This is a genomic window from Streptomyces sp. NPDC002004, from assembly GCF_053593975.1.
The window spans coordinates 23,085-48,673 of the sequence record NZ_JBSFDP010000035.1; the positions used below are offsets into that span (position 1 = coordinate 23,085).

28 protein-coding genes and 1 pseudogene are annotated in these 25,589 nt (G+C 69.3%); 15 read left to right on the top strand and 14 right to left on the bottom strand.

The window, feature by feature from the left end:
• Window positions 1–145 precede the first annotated feature (145 nt).
• Window positions 146–469, top strand: coding sequence for a hypothetical protein (locus tag ACWCP6_RS31480; RefSeq protein ID WP_450936000.1), 324 nt, complete (start codon window positions 146–148; stop codon window positions 467–469).
• Window positions 470–1,282: 813 nt separating this feature from the next.
• Here the strand turns inward: ACWCP6_RS31480 and helR are convergent.
• Window positions 1,283–3,430, bottom strand: coding sequence for an RNA polymerase recycling motor ATPase HelR (helR, locus tag ACWCP6_RS31485; RefSeq protein ID WP_450936001.1), 2,148 nt, complete (start codon window positions 3,428–3,430; stop codon window positions 1,283–1,285).
• A 4-nt stretch (window positions 3,431–3,434) separates the two neighbouring features.
• The gene (locus tag ACWCP6_RS31490) at window positions 3,435–3,578 is read right to left on the bottom strand and encodes a hypothetical protein (RefSeq protein ID WP_450936002.1); all 144 of its coding nucleotides are present in this window, start codon (window positions 3,576–3,578) and stop codon (window positions 3,435–3,437) included.
• Between the two features lie 469 nt (window positions 3,579–4,047).
• On the opposite strand from ACWCP6_RS31490, the gene ACWCP6_RS31495 reads away from it, so the two are divergent.
• The 3 genes from ACWCP6_RS31495 (at window position 4,048) to ACWCP6_RS31505 (ending at window position 5,432) form a co-directional block, all read left to right on the top strand.
• Window positions 4,048–4,422, top strand: a complete 375-nt coding sequence (locus ACWCP6_RS31495) for a VOC family protein (RefSeq protein WP_450936044.1) — start codon at window positions 4,048–4,050, stop codon at window positions 4,420–4,422.
• Window positions 4,423–4,646: 224 nt separating this feature from the next.
• A complete protein-coding gene (locus ACWCP6_RS31500) occupies window positions 4,647–5,123 on the top strand; it encodes a polyketide cyclase (RefSeq protein WP_450936003.1) in 477 nt (158 codons plus the stop codon).
• A 93-nt stretch (window positions 5,124–5,216) separates the two neighbouring features.
• Window positions 5,217–5,432 carry a hypothetical protein gene (locus ACWCP6_RS31505; protein WP_450936004.1) on the top strand — a complete coding sequence of 72 codons (216 nt, stop codon included), beginning with the start codon at window positions 5,217–5,219 and terminating at the stop codon, window positions 5,430–5,432.
• 370 nt (window positions 5,433–5,802) lie between these two features.
• Here the strand turns inward: ACWCP6_RS31505 and ACWCP6_RS31510 are convergent, their stop codons facing one another.
• A complete protein-coding gene (locus tag ACWCP6_RS31510) occupies window positions 5,803–7,359 on the bottom strand; it encodes a M4 family metallopeptidase (protein ID WP_450936005.1) in 1,557 nt (518 codons plus the stop codon).
• Between the two features lie 458 nt (window positions 7,360–7,817).
• Window positions 7,818–8,651, bottom strand: coding sequence for a helix-turn-helix transcriptional regulator (locus ACWCP6_RS31515; protein WP_450936006.1), 834 nt, complete (start codon window positions 8,649–8,651; stop codon window positions 7,818–7,820).
• Between the two features lie 182 nt (window positions 8,652–8,833).
• On the opposite strand from ACWCP6_RS31515, the gene ACWCP6_RS31520 reads away from it, so the two are divergent.
• The 5 genes from ACWCP6_RS31520 to ACWCP6_RS31540 all read left to right on the top strand — a co-directional run bounded on the left by ACWCP6_RS31520 (window position 8,834) and on the right by ACWCP6_RS31540 (window position 11,335).
• Complete coding sequence (locus tag ACWCP6_RS31520) at window positions 8,834–9,058, top strand: Atu4866 domain-containing protein (protein WP_450936045.1); 225 nt, start codon at window positions 8,834–8,836, stop codon at window positions 9,056–9,058.
• On the top strand, window positions 9,055–9,789 hold the full coding sequence (locus ACWCP6_RS31525; protein ID WP_450936007.1) for an SDR family oxidoreductase: 735 nt from the start codon (window positions 9,055–9,057) through the stop codon (window positions 9,787–9,789). Before ACWCP6_RS31520 ends, ACWCP6_RS31525 begins: the two co-directional genes overlap by 4 nt.
• Window positions 9,790–9,810: 21 nt before the next feature.
• Entirely contained in the window at window positions 9,811–10,299 is a 489-nt protein-coding gene (locus ACWCP6_RS31530; protein ID WP_450936008.1) for a nuclear transport factor 2 family protein, read from the top strand.
• Between the two features lie 27 nt (window positions 10,300–10,326).
• Window positions 10,327–10,647 (top strand): aquaporin, encoded by a 321-nt coding sequence (locus ACWCP6_RS31535; protein WP_450936046.1) that lies wholly within the window; start codon window positions 10,327–10,329, stop codon window positions 10,645–10,647.
• Between the two features lie 226 nt (window positions 10,648–10,873).
• Window positions 10,874–11,335, top strand: coding sequence for a nuclear transport factor 2 family protein (locus ACWCP6_RS31540; protein ID WP_450936009.1), 462 nt, complete (start codon window positions 10,874–10,876; stop codon window positions 11,333–11,335).
• Between the two features lie 44 nt (window positions 11,336–11,379).
• Here the strand turns inward: ACWCP6_RS31540 and ACWCP6_RS31545 are convergent, their stop codons facing one another.
• Window positions 11,380–12,438, bottom strand: a complete 1,059-nt coding sequence (locus tag ACWCP6_RS31545) for a hypothetical protein (RefSeq protein WP_450936010.1) — start codon at window positions 12,436–12,438, stop codon at window positions 11,380–11,382.
• Window positions 12,439–12,742: 304 nt separating this feature from the next.
• On the opposite strand from ACWCP6_RS31545, the gene ACWCP6_RS31550 reads away from it, so the two are divergent.
• The gene (locus ACWCP6_RS31550) at window positions 12,743–13,747 is read left to right on the top strand and encodes a 1-aminocyclopropane-1-carboxylate deaminase/D-cysteine desulfhydrase (RefSeq protein ID WP_450936011.1); all 1,005 of its coding nucleotides are present in this window, start codon (window positions 12,743–12,745) and stop codon (window positions 13,745–13,747) included.
• On the opposite strand, the gene ACWCP6_RS31555 is transcribed toward ACWCP6_RS31550, so the two are convergent.
• Entirely contained in the window at window positions 13,728–13,886 is a 159-nt protein-coding gene (locus ACWCP6_RS31555) for a hypothetical protein (protein WP_450936012.1), read from the bottom strand. The genes ACWCP6_RS31550 and ACWCP6_RS31555 overlap by 20 nt on opposite strands.
• Before the next feature lie 155 nt (window positions 13,887–14,041).
• Entirely contained in the window at window positions 14,042–14,551 is a 510-nt protein-coding gene (locus ACWCP6_RS31560; protein WP_450936013.1) for a MarR family transcriptional regulator, read from the bottom strand.
• A 106-nt stretch (window positions 14,552–14,657) separates the two neighbouring features.
• Between ACWCP6_RS31560 and ACWCP6_RS31565 the strand changes: the two genes are divergently transcribed.
• The gene (locus tag ACWCP6_RS31565) at window positions 14,658–15,038 is read left to right on the top strand and encodes an HGxxPAAW family protein (RefSeq protein ID WP_450936014.1); all 381 of its coding nucleotides are present in this window, start codon (window positions 14,658–14,660) and stop codon (window positions 15,036–15,038) included.
• Window positions 15,039–15,266: 228 nt separating this feature from the next.
• On the opposite strand, the pseudogene ACWCP6_RS31570 reads toward ACWCP6_RS31565, so the two are convergent.
• The 3 genes and pseudogenes from ACWCP6_RS31570 to ACWCP6_RS31580 form a co-directional block, all read right to left on the bottom strand.
• A pseudogene (locus ACWCP6_RS31570) lies at window positions 15,267–15,833 on the bottom strand (GNAT family N-acetyltransferase).
• Between the two features lie 64 nt (window positions 15,834–15,897).
• A complete protein-coding gene (locus tag ACWCP6_RS31575; RefSeq protein WP_450936015.1) occupies window positions 15,898–16,833 on the bottom strand; it encodes a MerR family transcriptional regulator in 936 nt (311 codons plus the stop codon).
• Between the two features lie 242 nt (window positions 16,834–17,075).
• Window positions 17,076–18,011, bottom strand: a complete 936-nt coding sequence (locus tag ACWCP6_RS31580) for a helix-turn-helix domain-containing protein (protein ID WP_450936016.1) — start codon at window positions 18,009–18,011, stop codon at window positions 17,076–17,078.
• A gap of 246 nt (window positions 18,012–18,257) precedes the next feature.
• On the opposite strand from ACWCP6_RS31580, the gene ACWCP6_RS31585 reads away from it, so the two are divergent.
• The gene (locus ACWCP6_RS31585; RefSeq protein WP_450936017.1) at window positions 18,258–19,742 is read left to right on the top strand and encodes an MFS transporter; all 1,485 of its coding nucleotides are present in this window, start codon (window positions 18,258–18,260) and stop codon (window positions 19,740–19,742) included.
• Between the two features lie 151 nt (window positions 19,743–19,893).
• Window positions 19,894–20,403, top strand: coding sequence for a VOC family protein (locus tag ACWCP6_RS31590; RefSeq protein WP_450936018.1), 510 nt, complete (start codon window positions 19,894–19,896; stop codon window positions 20,401–20,403).
• Between the two features lie 125 nt (window positions 20,404–20,528).
• On the opposite strand, the gene ACWCP6_RS31595 is transcribed toward ACWCP6_RS31590, so the two are convergent.
• Window positions 20,529–20,792 (bottom strand): hypothetical protein, encoded by a 264-nt coding sequence (locus tag ACWCP6_RS31595; RefSeq protein WP_450936019.1) that lies wholly within the window; start codon window positions 20,790–20,792, stop codon window positions 20,529–20,531.
• The gene (locus tag ACWCP6_RS31600; protein WP_450936020.1) at window positions 20,789–21,049 is read right to left on the bottom strand and encodes an SHOCT domain-containing protein; all 261 of its coding nucleotides are present in this window, start codon (window positions 21,047–21,049) and stop codon (window positions 20,789–20,791) included. Before ACWCP6_RS31600 ends, ACWCP6_RS31595 begins: the two co-directional genes overlap by 4 nt.
• Window positions 21,050–21,516: 467 nt before the next feature.
• Here ACWCP6_RS31600 and ACWCP6_RS31605 point away from each other — a divergent pair, with 467 nt between their 5' ends.
• Together ACWCP6_RS31605 and ACWCP6_RS31610 are read left to right on the top strand one after the other, a co-directional pair.
• A complete protein-coding gene (locus ACWCP6_RS31605; protein ID WP_450936021.1) occupies window positions 21,517–21,729 on the top strand; it encodes a hypothetical protein in 213 nt (70 codons plus the stop codon).
• A gap of 3 nt (window positions 21,730–21,732) precedes the next feature.
• The gene (locus ACWCP6_RS31610) at window positions 21,733–23,043 is read left to right on the top strand and encodes a cytochrome P450 (protein WP_450936022.1); all 1,311 of its coding nucleotides are present in this window, start codon (window positions 21,733–21,735) and stop codon (window positions 23,041–23,043) included.
• A 37-nt stretch (window positions 23,044–23,080) separates the two neighbouring features.
• On the opposite strand, the gene ACWCP6_RS31615 is transcribed toward ACWCP6_RS31610, so the two are convergent.
• Window positions 23,081–23,779, bottom strand: coding sequence for an alpha/beta fold hydrolase (locus tag ACWCP6_RS31615; RefSeq protein ID WP_450936023.1), 699 nt, complete (start codon window positions 23,777–23,779; stop codon window positions 23,081–23,083).
• A gap of 406 nt (window positions 23,780–24,185) precedes the next feature.
• On the bottom strand, window positions 24,186–25,583 hold the full coding sequence (locus ACWCP6_RS31620; protein WP_450936024.1) for an FAD-binding oxidoreductase: 1,398 nt from the start codon (window positions 25,581–25,583) through the stop codon (window positions 24,186–24,188).
• Window positions 25,584–25,589: the final 6 nt, after the last annotated feature.

Below are 25,589 nucleotides of genomic sequence, written 5' to 3' on the forward strand. Positions count from 1 at the left end.
TGTCCGGGCCCGTGCCGCGCACCCGCCCGAAAGTCGTGGACGCGCCAAGTGGGTCTTGGATAGCCTCCTGGTGACCATTGCCTGGGCCCGGTTCCGATGGGCCCTTGCTGCCTGCCTGGCAGGCAGGAAGAAGGGGGATCAAGTGATGAACAGGAAGAAGCTGGCCTCGCTCGCCATGACGCCGCTGGTGCTGGCCGGCATCGCCGTCGCCGCGCCGATCGCGGGTGCGACCGCTGCCAGCGCCACGCCGAGCGGATGTCAGGTGGGCAAGCCGGACGACAACACGGGGACGGCGATCTGCCGAAGGGGCACCGGCCAGGTGCGGGTCAAGGTCACGTGCGAGGACGGCGTCACGGGCAGCACCCATCTGGCGTATGGCCCGTGGGTGGGCGTCAACAAGGTGTCGAAGGTCGCCTGCGGTGCGCCCCAGCGGTACATCGTGAAGCTGGTCGACTACCAGACCCGCTGAATCCGCGGCCCCGGCCTGCACGCGGCAACGGCGGGACGGTGTCCTGAACCGGCGTGACCGAGTGCGTGGCCCGACTGCTGGAGGGCCGGAACGGCTGTGGAGAGCCGTTCCGGCCCTTCGCGGCTCTCACGGAGATGGTGCACCCCTCAGTGCCAGGCAGGGGCACTTTCCACCGACTGAGGCCCGCGGTGCTTTGTCGACTCGGGCACGTCGGTTACGCGTTCCATCGGCGCGCCCTGGTAGTCACCTGATCCGCCGGACACTCCCTACGGAACCTTGCGACCAGACCCAACTTCCTGTTCTTCGTTGTCGAGGTACCACCGTCGGCTGCCGGCTCGGACGACTGGTCAGTCGCGGATCATGAGCGGAGCCCGTCACCCCGACGTGCTCGCCGCCCTGCGCGAGGAGCGCGCCCACATCCGCAGCGAGAAGGGCATCCCCTGGGGCGGACGCCCCCTGGCCGCGGCAGCCTGACAACCCGGCGAACCTACGCGATCACAGCGCTGGTCATCGAGGTGCTTTGGCGATGCTCGCCCGATGGCGTTCCAGCGCTCCGATGGAAAGCGCTGATGCAGCCATCAGACCGAACGCGATCGAGTGCGAACCACCGCTGTGCTCCCGTTCCCACACACGGGCTCCGACCAGCAGGACAACCAGACCGAGCAGGGCAAGCTGGAGGCTCCGGGTGACAGCGGCTCCTCGAGCACGGCGTCCCTCATTGCTTCCACTTCTACGCACCCGGGGCCCCTCCCCTCTTGGCCGGGCTGCGTCCTGCTCTTCCGGCGGGCAGACGAAGCGGGAGACTGGTCGACCTCAGGAGCTCGTGAGGATGACGAGTTGCCGGGTTGCCCGGGTCATCGCGACATAGCGGTCGACCGCTCCTTCGACACCCTCGCCGAACGCCTCCGGGTCGATGAGGACGACCAGGTCGAACTCGAGCCCCTTCGACAGCTCGGGGGTCAGCGAGCGGACGCGGGACGTCGCCCGGAACGCAGGATCACCGATGACGCAAGCGGTCCCGTCGGCATGCGCAGCGAGCCAGGCGTCGAGGATCGAGTCCAGATCGGAAACGGATCCGTGTACGACGGGGACATCGCTGCTGCGGACGGACGTCGGCACATTGGCGTCCGGGAGCACGGCTCGGATGACCGGCTCGGCTTCCGCCATGACTTCCTCCGGCGTCCGGTAGTTGATGCTCAAGGAGGCCACGTTGATCCGATCGAGCCCGATCCGCTCGAGCCGTTCCTGCCACGACTCCGTGAACCCGTGCCTGGCCTGAGCACGGTCCCCGACGATGGTGAAGCTCCGGGACGGGCAGCGGAGCAGCAGCATGTGCCACTCTGTGTCGGTCAGTTCCTGGGCCTCGTCCACGACGATGTGCGCGAACGGCCCGGCGAGCCGGTCCGGGTCGGCGCTGGGCAGGGCGGTCTCGTCGACCAGGCTGTCCTGCAGGTCCTTTCCGAGCAGCATGGTCACTGCACCTTCACCGTCGTCATCGGCGGCGAGCAGGTTGTCGATGACACCGGCCATGCGCTCGCGTTCGGCGGCGGCAGCGGCCCTGTGCCGACGCTTGCGCCGTGCCGCCTCCGGGTCGCCGAGCCGCTGCCGTGCCGCGTCCAGGAGCGGCAGGTCGGACACCGTCCAGGCCTGGGGGTCCTTGCGTCGGAGCTTCCGTACTTCATCGGGGCTGAGCCAGGGGGCGCACATCCTGAGGTAGGCAGGTACGGACCACAGGTCCCCGACGAGGTCGGCGGCGTCGAGCAGCGGCCATGCGCGGTTGAGGGTTGTGATCAGCTCTTCGTCGTGCAGCAGCGACCTCCGGAAGAGATCGGGCGAGACGTCACCGCCGTGCTTCTCCATCAGGATCGTGAGCAGCTCCTCCCAGATCTGCTCGCGTGCCTCGTTGTGCGGAGTACCCGGGTCGGGTGCTTCGAAGGCCTCGGCCCAGTCGTCGGCGCTCAGCCAGATGTCGGCCCAGTCGGTCGCGACCGTCATCCCCTCGGCCGGCGGCTCTTCGTAGAACCTCACCGCCGTCTCGATCGCCCGCACCATGTTCGAGGACGACTTCAGGAGGGCCACGCTCGGATCGGCCTCGATCGCAGCTCCGGCTCCCTCGGCGACGAGGTCCCGCACGGTGCAGGTCTGCACGCCCTCCTCTCCGAGGCTGGGAAGGACGTCGGCGACGTAGGCCAGGTAGGGCTGGTGCGGGCCGACGAACAGCACGCCGCCCCGACGGTGCCCGAGGCGCGGGTCGGAGTAGAGGAGGTAGGCGGAGCGGTGCAGAGCGACGACGGTCTTCCCCGTCCCCGGACCGCCGTCGACGACAAGAGCGCCGCGGGATCCCGCCCGGATGATGGCGTCCTGGTCGGCCTGGATGGTGCCGAGCACATCTCGCATCCGAGGTGACCTGCTGCTGCCCAGGCTGGCGATGAAGGCAGACTGGTCGTCGAGCGCGGCGTGCCGTTCAAGCCCGTCAGCGGTGAACACTTCGTCCCAGTAGTCGCTGATCCGGCCGCGCGTCCAGCGATACCTGCGGCGACTTGCCAGCCCCATCGGGTTGGCGTGGGTCGCCGCGAAGAACGGCTCGGCTGCGGGGGAGCGCCAGTCGAGCAGCAGTCGACGGCCCGCGCTGTCGGTGAGGCCGAGTCGTCCGACGTACACGGGCTCGGGGTCGTCGGCGCTGACGATGTGTCCGAGGCACAGGTCCAGACCGAAGCGACGCAGGGCGCGCAGGCGACCGGTCAGCCGGTGGATCTCCGTGTCCCGGTCCATCGCCTGCCGGCCGATGCCGCCGGGCGCCCTGCGCTCGGTGTCGAGGCGGTCGGACAGTTCGGTGATCGCCTGCTCGAGGCTCTCCGCGATGCCGGCGAAGTGCTTCTCGTCGCCGGCGATCAGCATCGGGTCGGCCTTGGGGGAGAGGTGGTCGGGCAGGGCGAACGCGCTGGTGGTCAGGGGGTTCATGTCATCAGCTCCGGTCCGAGGTCGCGTCCGCGAAGTCCGACGCAGCGCGCGCCTGCACTTCGGCGCCGAGCGCCGGCAACCGCAACGCGAATCCCACCACGGGCTCGACGTCACCGCGCGCCCCATGGACCGGCAACAACACACGCACGTCGTGAATCTCCTATTTCCGCAGGTTCTGGATCAGGCCAGCGATTCTGCGGCACGACCGGGGCCTTGCCGCAAGCCCCCCGGTGCGCTATACGTTGAGAGTGGCGGGAGGTGGGTACGCCCTCTTTGCCGTTGTGCCTGCCGTGGACGGGCAAGGCCTGCGTGAGAGGCGACGCGCCCCGAGTCGATGCCCACCCGCCCGCTCAGCCGGCGGGCCGGCCGAGCGGGGCCCGTGCCCGGACCAGCCAACTCGCCACCATTACTACCCTGTTGTCGCATCGGGCAAGATCACGTAGGGTCTCCCGCATGAACACCGGACCGGCGCTACGCCACGCACGGATTGGCTATCCGGTGGTGGGCTGATCGCCCAGTGGGTGCGGAGAAGGCACCCCAGTTCGGCACGCGGACCTCCCAGTGCTCGTGCACCACGAGTCCGCTTTTTCGTGTCGAACAACAGCGAGGTCAACCGAATGCCAGTCACGTTCAACCACACCATCATCGCCGCCAAGGACCGCAACGACTCAGCTCGTTTCTTCCGCGAGCTGTTGGAACTTCCGGAAGCACCGTCCTGGGGCCCGTTCACCAACATCCAGCTCTCCGACGGCGTGCTGCTTCAGTTCGCCGAGCCGCCGGTGGAGATCCAGATGCAGCATTACGCGTTCCTGATCGACGACGAGCTTTTCGATCGGGCGTACCGGCGACTGTGCGATCGCGGCATCGAGCACTGGGCCGATCCGCAGATGCGGCGCTCAGGCGAGATCAACAACGAGCACGGCGGTCGAGGGGTGTACTTCAAGGACCCCGCCGGTCACGCGATCGAACTGATCACCCGCCCTTACCTGTAACCGAGGCAGTGTCCGGTCGGGCACCCGGGAACGCGGCGCCCGATCGGACAGCCATCTGGCGAACACCCACTGCTGCCCCAGGGCGCCACGGCGAGCGTGCAGGCCCACGGGGTTGCGCCCACGCGACCGATGAGTTCCGCCTCGCCGTGTCGTCTGCATGTGAGGAACGTCCCCCGCCCGCGCCTGCTGGGGCCCGGGATGAGATGACGAGGAGCGTGCACACCGTGGACCAGGAGATCGTGAGCGTCACCCTGGCTGTCGCCGTGCCCGCCGCGATGGTGTTCGCGGTGCTGGCGGACCCGACGACCCACTCTGCGATCGATGGCACCGGCTGGGTTCAGGAATCCGTCGACCGGGCGCCGCTGACCGAGGTCGGGCAGATTTTCCGGATGGACATGTATCACGGCAACCACCCGAACGGTGACTACCAGGTGGTCAACAAGGTCCAGGTGCTCGACCCACCGCGTGCCATCGGCTGGCTGACGGGGCAGGAGAAGGGCGACGGTCAACTGGAGTTCGGCGGCTGGATCTGGCGTTACGACCTTGTGCCGCTCGGCCCGTCCGCGACTGAGGTCACGCTCACCTACGACTGGTCGGCGGTGCCCCAGTCCATCCGGGAGTACATCCGGTTCCCGCCGTTCGGCCCTGAGCATCTCACCAACTCGCTTCACCACCTGGCCAAGCTCGTGTCCGGTAGGTGATGTCGTCGACCGAGGTGACCATCAGTACCGGATACCTCGAATGCAGACGATGCCGGTCGGCGCCCGCTGTATCCGACTGACGCCCAGTGAGCGGTGCTCGAACCGCTGCTGCCGGTCGCGGTGAGGCAGGGCCGGCCGCCGGTTCACCCGCGGCGGCGTTCGGTCGACGGCTGGGAACTCGCGGCCTTGAGGATCGGCCTCACCCTCTGCGGGGTGACCCTCACCGTCCTCGCGTATGCCGTGTTCGCGTGGAGGCTGCGCGACCGGAGCGCCGACGTCCGCCTGCTGCAGCACGATCGGGAACACTGATCCGGGCGGGGCACGGCCTCCTGGCCGCTCGTCCCACGGGCGTGGGCGTGCCGAGTCGTCGAGAGTCGTGCGTTGCGGGCCGAGACGAGTGAGCGGGCACGTGGCTTCCTCGGTGGCTTTCTGACCCTCTCCATCGCTCTGGGAACCCAACTCCGCGGTCGAACCATGCACTTGACGAGTCCCTCTCCGGGCTCGAGCAGCCACGTCGCCACGGGCAGCAATCGAGTGGGTGACACGCCGCCACCGGCAACCGATGGCGCATCGGGTCGTGAACGCATGGTGCGCTGACTCGCAGCAAAGAACTCAGGGGTTCCGCATCACCGGGAAGTGATGCGGAACCCCTGAGTCAACGGCGGAGCCTACGACCTGGCTAGGCCACGTTGACCGCGCTCCAGGCGGCAGCCACGGCCTTCGCCTCGGCGCCGTCCGCGCCGTACAGGTCGCCGGCCGCCTTCAGGGTCGCCTGACGGGCGGCCTTGTAGTCGGTCGTCGAGGTCATGTAGGCGGTGAGTGCCTTGTACCAGATCTTGTACGCCTTCTCCCGGCCGATCCCGGTGACCGTCGAACCGTCCGACGTCGGAGAGTCGTAGTCGACACCGTTGATCGTCTTCTTGCCGCTGCCCTCGGACAGCAGGTAGAAGAAGTGGTTGGCGATGCCGGACGAGTAGTGGACGTCGAGGTCCCCGGCGCCCTGCTTCCAGGCGTCCAGCGAGTTGCCGTCCTTGCTGGGCTTGTCCATGTACCGCAGCGGCTTGCCGTCGCCGCTGATGTCGATCTTCTCGCCGATGAGGTAGTCGCCGACGTCTTCCTTGTTGTTGGCGAAGAACTCGACCGAGGTGCCGAGGATGTCGCTGGTCGCTTCGTTGAGACCGCCCGACTCACCGCTGTACTCCAGCTTGGCGGTGCGCGAGGTCAGGCCGTGGCTCATCTCGTGGCCGGCCACATCGAGCGAGGTCAGGGGCTTCTTGTTCCCCTCACCGTCGCCGTACGTCATGCAGAAGCAGTCGTCGTCCCAGAACGCGTTGACGTACGCGTTGCCGTAGTGCACCCGGGAGTACGCGCCCTTGCCGTCGCCGGCGATGCCGTCGCGGCCGAGCTCCTTCTTGTAGAAGTCCCAGGTCATCGCGGCACCGTAGGCGGCGTCGACGGCAGCGGTCTGCGGATCGTCGCTCTTGCCGTTGCCCCACTTGTCGTCGTCGTCGGTGACGAGGTCGCCGGTGCCGCTCTCGCCCTGCTTCAGGTTGTAGGTCTTGTGGCCGCCGCGGTCGCCGTCGGTGAGCTCGAAGCCCGAGCCGGTCTTGGTGGTGGAGAGCGGGACTTCGCCGCTGTACTGGCTGGTGCCGGTGCCGGTCTCGACGGCCTGGTACTGGTACAGCTTCTTGCCGGTGTTGGCGTCGGTGACAACGTGCAGACGGCTGGGGGTGCCGTCCTTCTGGACGCCGGTCTTGACGGTCTCGAAGGCGAGCACGGGCTTGCCCTTGCCTCCGGCCCAGATCACCTTGCGGGCGCCGGCTGCCGCCTTGAGGGTGGCGGTGGTGCTCGCCACCGATATGCGGGCGTTGTTGGCCTTCGTGACGCCCTTGAGCTTGCCGTCCTTGGCGGTGTGCGTGATGAGGTCGCCGCCGAGGACGGGCAGTCCGGCGTAGGTGCGGTCGTACCGGGTGTGCACCGTGCCGTCGGCGTCCTTGATGACGTCGCGCACGATCAGCTTTTCCTGGGTGCCCAGGCCGAGGGTCCGGGCGGCCGACGCCGCCTCGGTCTGTGCGGCCTTGACGGCTGCGACCTGGTTGAAGGTCCCGTGGCCCTGGGGGGCGGCCTTGGCTCCTTCGGGGTTGGCGTGAGCCGCACCTGTCTGTGCCGCGATCACGGCTGCGGCGGCCAGGGCCACCAGGGCGGCGGTACGCCGGTTGCTTCCATGGAGGGTCATGCGATCTCCATCGCTCGTTCCTGTGGGGGGATGACGAGCGTGGCACTCGGATGAAGAAGTTGACAGGACGCTGACAGATGCCTCACAACTCCTCAACGATTCCTGTCCGATTGTGATGATGGAGCGTCCGGTATTCGGCCAAGTTTGATCAAACCTCAGCCGACCCGCGTGTCTCAGGTTTATGAAAACGTGAACTCGGCTGACCCTCCAGCACCACACCGCACCCGGGACGTGCACGAGCCGACGTTTGACCTTCCCCATGGAGACAGCTCGCCAATCCGACGTCCACGCAGGGCCGTACGCCCCCGGGGTGGCGCTCGGGGTGTGGTGAGCCGACTGCCCGGCCTGGGCGATCGCCGTACCGCCCCGATCAGCAGATGGCTCCTTCCCGTGCCGCTGCCGCCGCACGAACCCCGGCTGAGGCGATGACCCCCCGGCAGATCCAGGTCGTTGCTTCGCTACCGGGCGCTCCGCTTCGAGGTGGCGTGGAGCGAGCCGAGCAGGTTGAGGGCCTGGGCGCTGGGACTGCCGGATTCGGCCTGGTAGAAGACGAGTTGCTGGCCCGGGGCGTCGCGCACGTCGAAGGCCTGGTAGGTGAGGGTCAGTGGGCCGACGTCCGGATGGAGGAGGTGCTTGGCGTCCTGGGTCTTGCCACGCACGGCGTGGGAGTTCCACAGGCGGGTGAAGTCCGCGCTGTGCTCGGTGAGGGCGCGGACGAGTTCCCGCATGCGGGGGTTGTCCGAGTCGAGGCCGACCGCCTGGCGCAGATGGCCCACGGTGGCCTGAGCCGTGTGGCCCCACCGGGCGTAGAACTGTCGCCCTGCCGGGTCGAGGAAGGTCATGCGGGCGAGATTGTCGGCCTGCTCGAAGGGTGAGTACAGGGCCTCGGCCAGGGCGTTGGCCGCCAGGACGTCCAAGGTCCGGTTGATGACGAACGCCGGTGCGCCGGGGCAGCCGTCCATCAGCTGGCGAAGGGCGGGACCGACCCGGTCCGTGGCATGGGTGATCGGGGTACTCGGCGCGGTCCCGGCCAACCGGTGCAGGTGCGCGTGGGCGTCGGGGCCCAGTCGCAGGGCGCGGCCGAGCGCGTCCAGTACTTGGGCCGAGGGGCGGCGTTCGCGCCCCTGTTCCAGGCGGGTGTAGTAGTCCGCGTTCACTCCGGCCAGGACGGCGACTTCCTCGCGGCGCAGTCCGGCGACCTTCCGCACGCCGTAGCTCGCCATGCCGACGTCCTGCGGCAGCAGGGCCGCCCTGCGTGCGCGCAGGAACTCTCCCAGGTGGTTGTCGGTCATGTCCTCAGGCTAGGCCGCAGGGGAGGCGTGCTGCCTGGGTGTGCCGCACCCAGGCAGCACACGTCCTGGCCGTGGGCCTTCGATCTGCCCAGACTCGGTCGGGCAGGCAGATCCACACCCATGGACGAGGGGAGTCCGTCGTGACGGGGAACAGGGAGCGGGGCCAAGTCGGCGTGGTCGGCATGTGGGTGACCGCGGACGGCCACATCCGCCAGGAGTTGCGGGCGGACGGCCGCTACGACGAGGCCCGCGGTAACCGGCGCAGCGCCTACACGGGCCGCTACACGGTGACCGGCAGTCATATCGACTACGTCGACGACTCCGGGTTCACCGCGACGGGCGACATCCGCGACGGTGTGCTCCACCACGAGCACCTCGTGCTCCATCGAGAGGGAACACAGTCATGACAGACGCAGCAAAGGTCGTGGCAGTCACCGGAGCGAGCAGCGGGATCGGAGAGGCGACCGCCCGCCGGCTTGCCGCCGACGGCCACCGCCTGCTCCTTGGAGCGCGGCGCACCGACCGTCTCGAGGCGCTTGCCGAGGAGATCACGACCGCGGGCGGCACTGCGGCGTTCCGGCGGCTGGACGTCACCGATGCAGCCGATGTCCAAGCCTTCGTGTCCGCCGCCCGCGAGCGCTACGGCCGAGTGGACGTGATGGTCAACAACGCCGGAGTGATGCCGCTCTCGCCGCTGGAAGCACTCAAGGTCGACGAGTGGGACCGGATGATCGACGTCAACGTGCGGGGAGTCCTGCACGGTATCGCCGCCGCCCTGCCCGCGATGCGCGCTCAGGGCGGCGGGCACTTCGTGAACATCGCCTCCGTCGGTGCGTACGAGGTCTCTCCCACCGCCGCCGTCTACTGCGCCACCAAGTTCGCCGTCCGTGCGGTCTCCGAAGGACTTCGCCAGGAGTCCACCGGGAACATCCGGGTCACCCTCGTCTCCCCGGGCGTGACCGAGTCCGAACTCGCCGACAGCATCTCGGACCCCGACGCCAGGGAAGCCCTGCAGACCTACCGCGCCGTGGCGCTGCCGGCCTCGGCAGTCGCGGAGGCCATTGCCTACGCCGTCTCCCAGCCTTCGGAAGTCGACGTCAACGAAATCGTCGTCCGCCCCGCCGCAAGCGCCCAGTGACCCCTCCGGAAAGGACCTGACATGCGACACACCACCACCGACTACGACAGCGTGGCCCGCAGACTGCGGGTCCTGGAGGACAAGGAAGCCCTGCGCACCCTCGTGATCCGCGGGTGGAGGGCGCTGGACCGCAAGGACTGGCAGACCTGGACCGCATGCTGGGCCGAGGACGCGGTGCTGGAGTTCGGACCGTGGGGGAAGATCCACGGCAGAGAGGCAATCCGGGCAAAGGTGGAAGAGGCGGAATCGCCCTATGCGCACATGCAGCATCACATCCTCAACATGCACTTCGATGTGGATGGCGACCAGGCAACCGGCATCGGCTACATGTGGTTCGTCGCCGTCACAACACCCGAGACGATCTACTCTCCCTTCTCCATGGGTGGCACCTACGACTGGGTGTTCCGCCGAAGCCCGGACGGCTGGCGCCTGGTCCGCCAGACGCTCGGCGCAGGCTGGACCGACGGCGAGGACAGACTGAAGAACTTCGCGCAGGCGCGGTTCCCCTGATGCACTGATGCGGCACCCTAAGCGATCATCACCTTCGGCCTGGTGCTGATGGTCCTGTGGCTGGCTGACGGGCCCAAGCTGAACGGGCCGTTCGTTCCCCTGCCGGTAGGCGCCTACATCATGGCCTGGGGCACCATGGGCTGCCCCTTCGACGGAGCGTCCATGAACCCGGCCCGCAGCCTGGGTCCGGATGTGGCCTTGAGGGACGTGTCCACCTGGTGGGTATACCTGATCGGCCCCGTGGCCGGCGCCACCCTCGCAGTCGGTGTGACGCGGATCCTGCGCGGCTCTGCCACAGCCCTGGAGGCCAACGCCGCGGAGGACACACCTCTCGACCAGACGAAGTAGCTGCTGCGCTTCCCGAGGAGTCCGCGCTGGTCGACAACACGGTCCAGGCCTGCCTGGTCTCGCCGGATTCAGCCATCCGAGGCAAGGATGCACCGTGCACGACTCCGGCGGACGGCACCCGGCCGTGTGGCAGGCGCCGTTCCTGAAGGAGCGGCGCGGGTTCTCACTTCGCGCGTCGACCGCGCGGGCTTGACCTCAAGTTCACTTGAGGTAAGAGGCTCTGACCATGACCACGCAGACGGATCACACGGACATCACCATGCTCGTCGACCGGTTCTTCCAGGCCCTGGACAAACGGAAGTTCGCGGCGGGCTGGGCCGGCGACTTCCTCACGGGCGATGCGCGCATGGAGACTCCCTTGGGGGTGTCCCAGGGGACGCAGGCCGTCAGTGCCACCGAGGAGGCGCTCGGGCGCTACGTCCGCACTCAGCACATCGCTTCCGGGATCATCACCGATACGGACGCCGCGGCGGAGCAGGCCACTGCCTCGTGGAATGCCCTGATGACCCACGTCCATCATGACGCCACGCTCGAGAAGCGTGGCGGTGACGCCGACCCACTGTTCACGGTGGGTGGCCGCTTCGAGGCCGACCTCCGCCGCACCCCCAACGGCTGGCGCTTCAGCCGAATGACGGTCCGGCCGATCTGGACGAAGGGGCAGCCACCCCTGGGGCTCGGCGCGCGGTGACTGTTGATGGATCAGAGCGCGGACGGGATGGCCGACACGGACTCTCAGCGCAGGAGGGTGAACTGCCCATCGCGCACCCGGTCGTAGAGCGCTCGCAGCCACGGCAGGCGGACGGCCGGCAGCCTTGCGAGCGTGTCCAGGAACACCCTCCCGTCCGGCCGGAATGTGAAGATCGGGTGCGGTGGCAGGGGGTAGTCGTCGCGCAGGACCCCGTCCGGCAGGGTGCCGGACACGGGAAGCGGCGAGGTCTCCCGCGAGAAGGCCAGATACGCCCAGATCTCCGTGGCCAGTGGCACCGTCGCACCGGCTCCGGACGGCCGCCACGGCTCGCCGGTCCGCGGGTGCCGGGGGACCAGAGCGATGTCGGGGCAGGGCCGGGGCGCGGCGAGCCCAGGGCCGGCCAGGCCCACCGACTTGGCCGGAGGTCCCGCAGGGAGCAGCGCGGCGACCGCACGGCCGAACAACTCCGTGACGAGTCCGTCGGGTAGGTTCACCGGGCCGCCTTCGGAAGCCACGACCAGGTGCGCCAGTGCTGCGGCGGCCGCGGCCTGCCAGCGGGGGTTCCACGCCCCGACCGGCTCGACGGGCGGCGTGCCGCAGGCCTCCCGTGTCACGCATTCCCAGCCGGGCGAGCGAGCCGATACACCGGCCCCAACGCGCCGCACGGCGCCGGGCTCCAGCCACACCGCCTGCCAGAGTGAGCAGTCGTCCATCCGGGTCGCCACCGCGAGCCCGCACCGCTCGCACGCCAGGTTGGGGCCGTCCCTGCCGTCGAGGCCAAGGCAGTAGCCGTCGCACCGGTCGGGGATCAAGACCATGCCGCGGGAGTCGCCGGGTGCGACGACGATCCGCCCCGGTGCCCCGAAGGGCAAAGAGTGCACCGGCGCGTACACGCCGCGGGCCTCGGCCTCGGTCGCCCCGACTTCGTCCCACGGCCGCCACGGCGGTCCTGAGGGCGCCGGGTCGACTGCATACGTCCCCTGCTCCATCAGCGGGGGCAGCAGTTCGTGCCACGCATGGTGATGGGCGTGGACGGGAAGTGCGACCTGGGAGACCGACGTCGTCAGCAACGCACCGCACCCGACGCATGTGAACACGTCCATGCCCCTCCCTGCCCCCGTACCTCGCGGATTCTTCCCGCGCCGCGACCGGCGGCCAACCGCTTTTCACGCCGGGACGGCCCCTGGAAGGCTTCTTGTCGATGATGTGCGTGCGATACATCCCAAGTCGGAAGAATGGGAGGCCCAACTTCGCTGAGGCGGCGCCATCTTGACAGTCCCGTGTGCATGCATGGTGAGCTTTCACGGACAGTCAGCCACTGCCACGGACACGTGACACCGAGATCCTCGGAGTGTTGAGTCGGCACAGCGCACCACCCAAACCCTTATCTGCGTTCTTGGAGTGGGTATGCCACTGCTGCATCGGAAATGGCCTGAGCTGGTCGACTCGCTACGCCACCTTCGGCTGGGCGACGGCCCGACGCCGCTGCGGCGCCTTGAGACGCTGGGCCTACCCGCACAGGTGTGGTGCAAGGACGACAGCGTGTTCGGCGCCGGTGGCTGGGGCGGCAACAAGGTGCGGAAACTGGAGTGGATCCTGCCCGAGGCGCAACGCCGGAGGGCCGGCACCATCCTGACAGCCGGAGGGCTGGGAACCAACTGGGGGCTGGCCGCGGCTCTTTACGCCCGTGAGTTCGGCATCTCCACCGCGATAGCGCTGATCGACCAGCCCATCAACGACGACGTGAAGAGGCAGCTCCAGCGGTTACATCAGTCCGGCGCCACCTTGCACTTCACCCACACCAAGCGCCGGACCGTCGTCATGGCTCCCTGGCTCGTCTGGAGGCATACACACAGCGGACGTCGTCCCTACGTCCTTCCTCCGGGAGGATCCGATCCCATCGGCACCCTCGGCTATGTTGAAGCAGCCTGCGAACTGGCCGAACAGGTCAGGCAGAACGACCTGCCCGAACCCACCCACCTTGTCACCGCCGTCGGTTCCGGAGGAACCGCAGCCGGCTTGGCGCTCGGTCTGAAAATAGCGGGGCTGCAGACAAAGCTCGTGGGAATCGTCGTCAACGACACGCTACGTCTGGACGCCCAGGCCATTGTCGCTCTGGGGAAGAAGAGCGAACGCCTGCTGCGTCGGCGAGGAGCGCCGCTGCCGCCCGGCGAGCTCGATCCGGCCGATGTTCTGGTCCTGCGGGGATGGATGGGCCGCGGATACGGACACACCACCGAGGAAGCCGAAGCCGCACGGGTCCTCGCCGGTACGCAGGAGGACCTCCGCCTCGATCCCACCTACACGGCCAAAGCCTTTGCTGCACTTCTGCAGATGGGATCCGATCGCCGCTTCGGTAAGGGACCAGTCGTCTTCCTCAACACACACGGCCCTAGAAGCGACAGCCGCTGAATGGGAGGGCCGGGCCGGTCTCGGTGAGGCAGCCGTCGACGAACTTCAGGCAGACGGCGGTGGAGTCCTTCACCATGCGCCACTCGGGCAGCGCGATCCTCTGGACACGTAGGGCCTTCACCTGGTTCCAGGCGAACACGCGCTGATTCGCGGTCCTTTCGTGGATCGCGATGTGGCTCGGTCCGATGTGGCCTGTGACACGTCGTCGCCGTACTGCCCTCACGATCGCTGCTGCCGCAAGGGAGGCAGTTGAAGCCGATGGACCGGCTCATGCAGGCAGGAGGGGGCGGAGGGTCAGCTTTCGGGTGCGGGCCATGTGGAGACGCCCTGGCGGATGTCGTCCAGTGAGTCCTGGAGCAGGGCTTTGGCGCGGGTGAACCAGTCCGCCAGTACGGCGATTTCATCCGGGCTGTAGTCGGCGAAGAGCGTGCGCAGGCGCTCGTAGAAGGGGCCGTAGACCTCGAGGATGCGTTCCTGTGCGGACTCCTGCATGACCACGTGGACGCGTCGGCGATCCCGCGGGTCCGGCCGGCGATGAATGTAGTCGGCCTTCTCCAGGCGGTTGAGGACGCCGGTCACCGCTCCGGTGGTCAGACGAGCCCGGTCGGCGAGGTCGCCCGCCACGAGGGACTCGCCGACCTGGGCGGCCTCGATGAGGAAGCCGAGGCAGGTGACATCCGTGACGTTGAGGCCGAGCTGCCGCGCGATGTCCTGCTGCCCGAACTGCGCGGTCGCGATCATCCGGTCCATCGCGTACAGCGCCTGGTCGGCTGTTGCCGCCGGACGCGCCTTGCCCTGCACCATACATCCCCTTAGCATCTAAGTAATTTAGCTCGCGAGGTAAGATATTCCCGTGGCGGTAAGCCCGGGGGTCAACTGCACCAGCATCCCATTTCCCGAGGAGACGGCCATGAGCATGCACGGAGACCACGACCTGGGCCACACGGTCGCCGGCTGGACAGGCACCGCCATGGCCACCCTCGGCAGCACGGTCATGGCGGTGGCGTTCGCCGCAGGATCGACCATGGGACTCGTGCTGGGCGGTGCCGTTGTAGGCGTCGCCGCACTCACCAGCTGGCTTCTTCATCTGGCGGGGTGGGGCAAGGCAGGCGGACCACGGCCGGCCGCACAGCAGCCCTGGCGGGTCCGCGACACGGCAGCACGGCGAGGCCACCCCGACTGCCTCGGCTGCCGTCTGGCAGGCCGCAGGCCCCCGGCCGCCTCGGTGGTCGCCCCTGCTGTCGCGGTCGAACCCGTACCCGCACCCGCACCCGCGGAGCAGATGTCGTAGCCATGGCCTTTTCGGCGAGGGCAGGAATCGGCCGCCGTCAGCCCGGGGTGTCGAGCGGGCGGCCTCGCTCCTGGTCTGCGCCGAGACGGAGCCGACTTGGCGGCAGCCGCCCCGGAAGCCGCCCGCCCCACGTTCCCCGGAAAGGGCCCGGATGCGTCACGCTGCGGTTCCGGGACGGGTGAGCGAGCCGAGGGTGATTGTCAGCGCCATGTGCCGGCCGTCGACGGGTCATACGTCGTGCGCCCGTATGTGCAGGTGACCGGCAAGCGGGTATGCGGGCGGAGTCGCGGGCAGGAGCGTGGTCAGTTCGTACCCGCTTTTCTGTGCGACACGGCATGACGCCGTGTTGTCCACTTGATGCAGGAGCTCGAGGTGCGTCAGACCGTCACCGCCGAAAGAGGTGAAAGCCCAGTCCGTCAGCGCCTGCAGTGCTCGGGGCGCCACGCCCCGGCCGCGCGCGTGCGCTGCGGTCCAGTAGCCGACCTCGGCGGAAGAAGCTTCCGGGGTGACGTTCTTGAGGACCACGTGACCCGTCAACTGTCCTTCATTGCCCGAAGTCTGTGACTCCAGAACGGCAAATCCGAAGCGGTGTCCCGCCTCCCATCCCCGTTGCTGGTCCTGAATCCACTCTGCCGCGCTCGCCTCGTCGTTCACGGTGAGCTTGTCCAGCGGCGCAGGACGTCATCCCGATACAGCTCGACCAGGTCGGCCGCGTCCGCCGGGCTCCAGGGACGCAGTACGAGGGGCGGATGACGGTGTGGCGTCTGCCTCCAGGCGTGGAGCGATCGTGTCCATCGGTCGCCCGCAGTGGCGATGAGTGTCACGTCCGGCCGCGCGGCGGAGCAGTGAGGCTGCAGTGTCATCGAGCTGCCCGTATCCGCAGCGCTGTGACGGACCAGTCGATCACCGGGGCGAGGCGTTCCGGTGCCGGCCAGTCGTTGATCAGCGCGAGCAGCTGGACGTACTGGTCCCAGCGCGGATCGCTCGCGGCTTCCAGACGGTGCAGGATCCACTGGTGCAGATCGGCGTCATCGGGCCGGCCGTGGGCGAGCGCGCACTGAGCGGTGAGCGCGGCGACAACAGGACCGGCCTGCGGCGAATCCGGACTGATGCCGCACGCCACGGTCGGCCCGACGAGATCACGGACGACAGCGACGATGTCCGGGCGCGGTGGCGTGGGGGAGCCGTCGGGCAGGTCACCCACGTGGTCTTCGGCCAGGCGCCGCACAATGGCGCGGAAATCCGGATCCAGGGACAGTTCGGCCAGCTCCACCCATGCCCCGACCTGCTCGTCCGTCGGGTTGTCGGGGAGCTCGGGTGCCATGGAGCGCCGAGCCGCGGCATGGCAGCCGCTGTGCAGGCCGTCGAAGACGGTGCCGAGGAAGTCGTCGATCAGGCGTCGGCGTTCTGCGCGGGACAGTGTGGCCAACTGGTGCATGAGTTCCATCTCCTTGGGAGTTGGCTTGCGTTCGGCGGCGGCCGTGAGCACCGCGCGCCGCAGGCGCAGGATGCTGATCTGCGCGTCCAGTGCGGCGGCGTGCTCCGCGGCGACCTCGCCGAGGGTGAGTTCCTGTTCCACGACCCGCCGGATCACGTCGAGGCCGAGCCCCAGTTCTCGCAGTGTCCGCACGAGGGCGAGGCGAGCGAGGGCATCCGGGGCGTAGCGCCGATAGCCGGCGTGGGTGCGGTCAGCAGGCTCCACGATGCCACGATCGGAGTAGAAACGGATCGTCTTGACCGTCAGCCCGGTGCGCTGGGCCAGTTCGCCGATCGAGTAGAGGGTGCCGCCGTCCATGAACTCAGCTTCCTGTCTCCCCCTGCTGGAGACTCAAGTCTGCGCCTCTCGCCCCACACCCCTGCTCGCTCTGTCCATCCGGAACGCGCGCCTCGACGTTGCCCCATGCCTTGGCCAGAGACGCTCGGATGATGGGGCGCCGTCGAGGTCGGCCGGGTCTCCCCGCCCCCGGTCCATGGTGAGGCGGCGGCCGAATGCTCTGCTCAAGCCGGTCCGGTCGTTGCCGGATGCCGGGCGGGGGCTCAGCCGGCGGGAGCGGAGGCGGGGACAGGAGCCGGGAGCGGCTCGCCGGCCGGATCCGGGTGGCCCGCGGGCGCGGACGCCGCTGGGGCGTCCGCGGACTCCAGGCGGAGCATGGCCTGTTCGTCCGGGGTGCCGGGGGTTGCCTGGTAGACCACCATCCGCTGGCCGCCCGTCCGGGCCAGTTGCATGACCTCGTAGGTCAGGGTCATCGGTCCGACCTTCGGATGCCGGAAGGACTTCTGCCCGCCACCGCGCTCGCAGACGTCGTACCGCTCCCAGAGGCGCGCGAAATCCTGTGACTTGAGGACCAGTTCGCCGACGAGCGCGGTCAGTTCGGGATCGTCCGGGTCGGCCCCGGCGACCGCTCTCAGATGCGCCACCGAGAGGGCGACCGTCTCCTCCCACGGCTCGTAGAGCGTCCGGCCGACCGGGTGGAGGAAGAGGTAGCGGGTCAGGTTGCGCTGGTCCTCCTGCCAGTCCCAGAGCCCGGGCAGCAGCCGTCGGCCGGGCGGGTTCGCGGCCAGTACGCGGTTGTAGCGGCTCACCACATAGGCCGGCAGCGGGCGCACCGAGTCCAGCATCCGCAGGACCGAGTCGCGGACGGTGTGCTCCGAGGAGGCAGGCAGCTCGGAGACCCGGCCGGAGGCAAGCTCCGCGAGTTCGTGGAGACGTTCGTAACCGTCGCCGCGCAGTCGCAGGGCACGGCCGAGGGCATCCACGACGGCGGGGGAGGGGTTGGTCTCCCGGCCGCGCTCCAGGCGGATGTAGTAGTCGACGCTCACTCCGGCCAGCGCGGCCAGCTCCTCCCGGCGCAGTCCGGGAGTGCGGCGCAGGCCCGCGCCGGCCGGGAGGCCGACGTCCTCCGGGCGCACCTGCGCCCTGCGGGCCTTCAGATACCTGCCGAGCTCGGTGCCCCGTACGTCCGTTGTTGCCATCCGGTCATTGTTGCAGGTGGGCGGGGAGCGTGGGGGGCTGTGTCAGGGCCTGGAACGCGGCACCCCGGGAACAGCGCGGTCTGCCGGACAGCCGTGCGGGAGCGCAGAGTTGTTCCCGGAGCGGGCGGCCCGGCCGCCGGGGCCCAGGGGGTGCGAGACACCGGACCGCGGCCCCGGCGGGCTGTGACCGCCCGCCCGACTTCCTCTGATGAACGGTCAACCACGCTCACATCCAAGGAGTTCACCATGCCGGCCACCCCTCCCTCCTCCGCGCCGCTGTCCGTCGTGCCCGCCCGGGGGGAGAGCCTCGGACCGTCGGTGTCCACACACCGGCGACGACAGTCGGACCGAACCCGATCGGCCGCGCCGCCCGCCGATGCCCCTGCCACGCCACGGCGGAGCGGCGTCGAGCTGGTCGCTGCGCTGCTCGGGTTCACAGTGATCACCATCGATGTCTCGGCCGTGAACATCGCGCTGCCTGCGATCCGGGACTCTCTCAGCGGCGGGATGGCCGGTCTGCAGTGGGTGGTGGACGCGTACACGCTGATGTTCGCGGCCCTGATGCTCTCCGCCGGCGCCCTCGCCGATCGCGCCGGTGCCCGCCGCGCCTACGCCTGGGGTGTCGCCCTGTTCACCCTCGCATCCCTCGGCTGCGCGCTTGCGCCCGGCATCGGCGTGCTGGTGGCCGCACGCGTGGCGCAGGGTGGCGCCGCCGCGGTCGTTATGCCGGCCTCGCTGGCGTTGATCCGCCAGGCGTACGACGACGCCCGGGCACGAGCCCGAGCCATCGCGCTGTGGACGGTCGGCGGCTCGGTGGCGATGGCCGCCGGTCCCGTGCTCGGCGGGCTGCTCACGGAGTCGGCCGGCTGGCGAGCGGTCTTTCTGCTCAACCTCCCTGTGGGCGCGGTGATCCTGAGCCTGCTGGTCCGGGTGCCGCGCTCCCCGCGCCGGCCCGCTGCGCTGGACGGCGGTGGACAGCTCACCGCCGTACTGGCCCTGGCCGGGCTGGCCTTCGCCGTGATCGAGGGCGGCCACCTGGGCTGGACCAGCGGCCCCGTGCTGGGCGCTGCCGCCCTCGCGATCGCTTCCGGGTACGCCTTCCGCGTCGTGGAGGCCCGGCATCGCCAGCCGATGGTCCCGCTGGGCATGCTGACGGACCGTCGGGTGGCTGTCCCGCTGGCGGTCGGTTTCGCCGTCAACGCCGCCTTCTACGGCGGGATCTTCCTCCTCGGCCTGTACTACCAGCAGTTGCGTGGGATGTCGGGGATCGCGGCGGGGCTGATGTTCGTCCCGATGTCGGCGGTGGTGACGGCGACCAACCTTGTCTCGCCGCGGCTGGCGGAACGGATCGGGCGGCGGCCCGTGATCGTCGCCGGGCAGTTGGTCTTCGCCGGGGCGATGCTGGCCATGCTGCCGCTGGCCGCGCACACCCCGGTGTGGCTGGTGCTGGTCCTGCTGCTGCCGCTGAGCATCGGCGGTGCGCTCGCGGTGCCCGCGCTGACCGCGCTGCTGATGGACGCCGTCCCGGGGGAGCGCGCGGGGACTGCGTCGGGGCTGCTCAACTCCTTCCGTCAGACCGGCGGTGCGCTCGCCGTGGCCCTCTTCGGCAGCCTGCTCTCCACCACCGGCAGCGGCTTCTCCCTCCCGGGCATGCGTCTCGGACTCCTCGCCGTCGCCGCCCTCCTCCTGGCCACCGCCGGCCTCTCCCGCTCCCTCCTGCCCCGTGGCTGACGTCCCGTCAGTCCGCCTCGTCGGCACATGCGTGCCGGGCGCTGTGACCGAGCGCTTCAGCGGGGCACTGGGCAGTCCGTGTGGCCGGCTGCTGCCTCGCGATATGAACGTTCCCCGCTGGAGGTGGTGCTCGATGTGGCAGGCTCCGTATATGGCGATCAAGGATGAGCTGGAGATGGTGCCCGGCGGCTACTCGCGCATCGACCCGTGGGTGATATCGCAGGACTCCGACGCGGAGATCGAATTCCTGAGCCGGGCGTTCGGGGCCAGGGAACGCGGCCCCCGCATCCTCAACGAGGACGGGACGGTCGCTCACGCCGAGGTGGAAGTGGCGGGCGCGGTGGTGATGATGTTCGACCGTCAGCCTGGTTGGCCGAGCCTGCCGTCCCATCTGAGGATCTACGTCGACGATGCCCAGGAGACGGTGGCGAAGGCCATCGCCTGCGGGGCACGGCTGGTGACACGGCCGACCGAGCTGGCATTCGGTGAAATGGCCGCACGGATCCGCGACCCCCAGGGCCACCTGTGGTGGATCTTCCAGCGTCTCGAGGAGGTGTCTCCCGAGGAGATGAGCAGGCGCTTCGCCGAACCTTCCTACCAGGAAGCCATGGCCTACGTGCAGCAATCCCTCGCAGAGGAACTGGAAAACGGCACCCCGTAAGAAGACCGAGCACCGGCCCGGCGGTCGGTCGATCCACGTCCCGATGCGCGGCGCCCGTACCAGCCACCGCTCCTCGGTACGTGCACAGCGCCCCGTTCCCCGTCTGCCGCCGCCGGCGGGCCCGCCTACTCGACAGCGGGATCCTCGTCCGCGCACCGTGCGGCATGCCTCACCATGCGCTCCGCCTCCTCACAGGACATCCCCACGTCCCGCAGAGCCGCATACTCCGCGAGCGCCACCCGGAAGGCTTCGTCCGCCGCTCGCCACACCCGCCGCTGAAGCTCGAGCTCCTCGCCTCTGAGACCCGCAAGCTTTGCGCGCTCGACTTCGGACGAATGCTCCAGCATGATCAATTCATCGGGGATGTGCGGGTGGCGCTTCGTGCTCACTGATGCTCCCGTAGCAGCGCGAGCCGGCGTTCGTATTCGTCCTCGCCGACCTCCACACGGGCGAAGCGTTCTGCGAGCACGTCCTCGGCTCGTCGGCCTCCCCAGCCGGGCCCAGCAGGGCCGGGTGGGCTGCTGCGACGGGGACTGGTGAGGCGGTGTACGAGAGCGATGACCCCAGCGATCAGCAGTACCCAGAACAGCAGCGTGATCACCATCGCGACCGGCCAGTTACCCCAGCCCCAGCCGTACCACATCATGCCGATCACCTTCCTTCGGCCGCACGACGGGCCTGCAGCCCTCCTCTCCAGGATGGCCGAGGAACGGCGCTCTCGAGGAGGGGCCGAACGGCCCGTGTCCTGAGCCCGTGCCCTCGGCCGCCCTCCCGTGGCGGGCGCGTACCGAGTCGCGCAGCGTGGGCGCCGACGAGGTGAGCCATCAGGCTGTGCGGGTCGAAGCCGGCCCGGATGCGGACCTCCGTCCCGGAGCTCGCCCGTTCTGGCCGCGTCCGGTCTTCCGCGCTCTCCTCCTGCAGACATCACGGTATGCGTACGGCGTGAGGCGGATGCGTCAGCCTCTGCGGGCGACGACGCGCGAGCCGTTACGCCGGCCGTTCCCCCGGGTCATGTCACGAGAATGCGTGACGTGACCCGGGGGAGCGGGCCTGGGCCAATGGGACCCAGTGCGGGGCGGAACGGCCGCCCGCGATGGTGAAAGGAGGACAGCCATGACCGTCCTGACCCGAGTCCGCAAGATCGTCGTCGTCATCGTCTCGACTGCTGCCGCCCTGGTCGGTGCCGGCTCGGCCTTCGCGTCGTCCGGGCCCGGGCCGCTGGGCAGTGACCCGTCGGGAGCGAGAGTCGTGCAGAAGAGCCCGGCGAGGAGCCTGTTCGGCGGCAGCGGACCGATGGCGTACTACTACTACAACGCACGGATGTGACCCATGGCGGCGGCTTCCGTGCCTCCCGGCCCCACAGGCCGGGGGATCGGCAACAGGCCGGCGTTCGAGCGGGACGGGCTGGGCTTTCTGCTCCGCCAACGGGAGTACGGGGACCTGGTCCGGTTCGACGACAGCCTGTACATGGTCAACTCGCCCGACCTGGCGGCGCAGGTGCTCAAGCACACCAACAGCACCTACGCCATCTCCCGGGACCTGCTGGGCGACCAGGTCGACGGGAGCCGCGCGTCCGAGGACCTGGCGCGCTGGATGAGCGCCCGCCGTGTGGCCGGGCGCAGCCTGAACCGTGGCGGTCTGCATGCGCTCGGGTCCCGCATCGCGGTGATCGTCGCCCGACACGCCGAAGGCTGGTGTGTCCGGGGACGGATCGAGCCGATCGGGACGCTGGAGGAGCTCAGCGCCTGCATGATCGCCGAATTCTGTCTGGGGCCCGCTTCCGGCGCGGTTCCGGCGCTCGTCGCCCGGCTTCAGGACGCGCGCCTGCCCGGTCCCGGGGCCTGGCAAGGCCGGGCATCCGGCTTCCGCCGTCGGCGCCTGCACCGGGCGGGGAAGGAGCTGGAAAGCGAGGTGTCGCGCCTGCTCGGACAGCGCGCCATGCAGCCGCACGGGGGCTCGGAGGCCGTCGCGGACGTGCTGATCGCCGCCTGCGACGAGGGCGCGCTCACCCGGGAGGACGCCGTCAGCGTCGTCGTCGCCAATCTCTTCGCAGCCCATGAGACCACCGCTGCCGCACTGGCGTGGCTCTTCCTGCTGATGGACCGGCATCCCGGCATACGCCGACAGGTGGAAGACGAAGTCGACCAGGTGCTGCGCGGGCGGCGGCCCACACCGGCCGACCTCCCGGACCTGCCGATCACCGGAGCGGTCGTCAAGGAGACTCTGCGCCTGTACTCGCCCCTGTGGTACCTGGAGAGAACGGTCGAGGCGCCGACCATGCTCGGCGGGTGCCCCCTGCTTCCTGGCCGGCGTGTGGCCGTCAGCCCGTTCGTGCTGCACCGGGACCCACGCCTGTACGACCGGCCACAGACGTTCCGCCCGGAACGCTGGATCGAACGGAGCGCAGAGGCGCTGCCGCCGGGATACTCCTATGTGCCCTTCGGTGGAGGCCCGCGCATGTGCCTGGGCGCGCAGTTCGGGACGACCGCCATGGTCATCGCCGTCGCAACCGTCGTCAGCCGCTACCGGCTGAGGGAAGCCGCCGGCTCCGCACCCGCGTTCGACTCGCGGACCATCCTGCAGCCGCGGGGCCTGATCCTGAATGTCACGGAACGCCGCAACGGCAGGCGAGACCGCTGACAGCGCAGCATGGCGGGTGACCGGTCGCCCCGGCCGTCTACAGGAGAAGGGGATCGGTGGCTGCGTAGCTCGCGGCAGCGAGGCCCGAGGACTGCTCGTCCGGGAGAAGGAGGTCCGTGACCAGTCCGGCGACGGTGCGGTGCCAGAGGCCGGAGCGGTGGAGCATTGCGTGGTCCCCGTGTCGGATCAGGATGATGCCGGCGCGGGCCTGCGAGGTTCGGGCCCGGTGGATGTAGTGCGTGGAGGCGCTGGGGCTGGTGACCCTGTCGCGGTTGCCGTGCAGCACCACAGCCCGCTTGCCCTGAAGATGCCGGGTGGGTTCCTCCGGCGGTAGCCAGGGTGCCAGGGCGACAACGCCGCGTACATACGGATGGGACGCCGCCCGCAGAGCTGCCCTTCCTCCCATGGAGTGGCCGATGAGGATGACGGGCACGGGTCCCGTGAGCTGCTCGAGTTCGTCGAGAGCGCGGTAGGCGTCCCGGAGCGGATCACCCTGGTTCCACCCTATGTGCCGGTAGCGCACCTGCCCCAGGACGGCTTCCTGCAGGGAGACCGCCGACGCTGCCGCGCGGAGCACGGGGTGCATTCTCAGCGCCGCCAGATGCCAGGGCTGTGATGCCCGGTAGCTGTCCGCCCGTCCTCCGTGCAGGGTGATGACCGCAGCACGTGGCTGCTGCGGGCAGTGCCGGACCCATAGAGCCGAACCGGCCGACTCTCCGCCGTGACCTCGCATCATCGGTAGGACGCCTTTCTTCCCGGAACCATTGTGCAGCGACATCTCGCGCGGAGAACCCGTGGCTGTCACGGGAAAGGCTTGGTACGCGCCCGCACCCGCGTAAAGGGTGCGCGTATCCGCTGTCTGCGCCCGAAAGGGGTGAGCGAGCGAGTGGTCGGCGAAGTCCGCTCCTCGGGCTGTTCGGGTGCGTGACTCGCCCTGGGACGACGGGTCCGGAAGCCCCGGCCAGGATCCGGCCGGTCCGACCCTCCGGCCGACGACGGGCGCGCGAGCTCACGCGCCCTTGGGGGAGGAACGCCGGGCCGCGGCAGGTTGCGAGGGTCGCAGAGTTGGGGGCCCGGTGCGATCACGTGATCTCTGCGGCATTGAGCGGTCGGCGTGCTCGGCCGCGCCGGACTTCCGGGTGTCAGACGTTCGGGCCGACCACCGGGCCATCCCCGGCGTCGGTTGTGGTGGACGGCGGTTCAGGCCGGCCGAGCCAGGACACGAACATCCCGTCGGGATCCCAGCGGGCCCGCAGGGCGTCGAGGCGCCGGAGGTTCTCGGTGGACACGAAACGATACGGACGGTTGAGGAGGTTCTCGTCGGCCAACTGGATGCCGCTGGCAAACGGCTCCCACGCACGCAGGTGGTCGGTGACCCACTTGGTGTACATCGGGTCGTCGGCCGGGTCGGTCCAGGCCGCATACAGCCCGTAGTACAGCTCGTCCTCGACCGAGTACGCCATCGACGGGCGTTCGGGCTGTCCCTCGTATCCTCCCCAGTTGAACACCACCAGGTGCGACGGCGCCGGGGGCCAGGTCTTCAGCATGTCCGCGAAATTGGGCCACAGGTCATCGAAGGAGGCGTGGGTCCACATGTTGTCGGCCAGATAGCGCTTGGTCTCGTCGTAGTGGACATCGGTACCGAGGCGGCTCAGGGTCGAGGTGTCCGTCAGCTCGTTGAGCCGAGTCGCGAGTGCCTGAGGGCGTGCGGGACACGACTCGTAGAGCGACAGTTGCTCCCTGGCCTCGTCCTCGGTATCGGTGAAGGCCGTCGCGTTGAGTGAGATGAGCGGCTCGTCGTTCGTCATCGGGTCGCGGCAGCACATGAGATTGATCTCCGTCGGCGTCTTGCGGCCGATCTCGTGGACGAACCGGTAGACGTCCGGTGCGGCCGACGCCGGCCAGAAGTAGCCGCTGTTCATCGTGACGCGCATGCGCGGATACAGCTTGACGTGGAACCGGGTCACAACGGCGAAGAAGCCGGGCCCTGCGCCACGGGCCGCCCAGAACAGGTCGGCGTTCTGCGTTTCGTCGGCGTGGATCCGCTCGCCGTTCGCCGTGACCACGTCGACGCCCGTGACCGACATACACGCCGGCCCGTAGTCCCGCCCGGCCCAGGCGAACCCGCCCTGCAGCAGATACCCACCGATGGAGACACCCGTGCAGTGCCCCGTGGGGAAGAAGAGGTTCTGCTCCGCCAGAAGCGCATTGAGTTCTGATCCCTTGATACCGGGCTGGGCGGTGCCGGCCATCGCCTCCGCGTCGACCGCCACGTGCCGCAGGTTCGACAGGTCGATGAGCACCGTGCCGTCGCGCAGATGGGACCCGGACCAACTGTGGCCCCCGGAACGCACAGCGATCTGCAGACCTTCCGCCCTGGCGAGCTGCACCGCACCGACGACGTCGTCCTCGTTGTTCGCCAGCACGATCACCTCGGGGTAGCGGTCCGGCACCCCGGCGTGCCAGCAAGCCTCCCGGCGTCGGCTTTCGTAGCGGTAGTCCCCCCGCCGCAACACCCTGCCTTCGATCCGGATCGGCATGCCCTC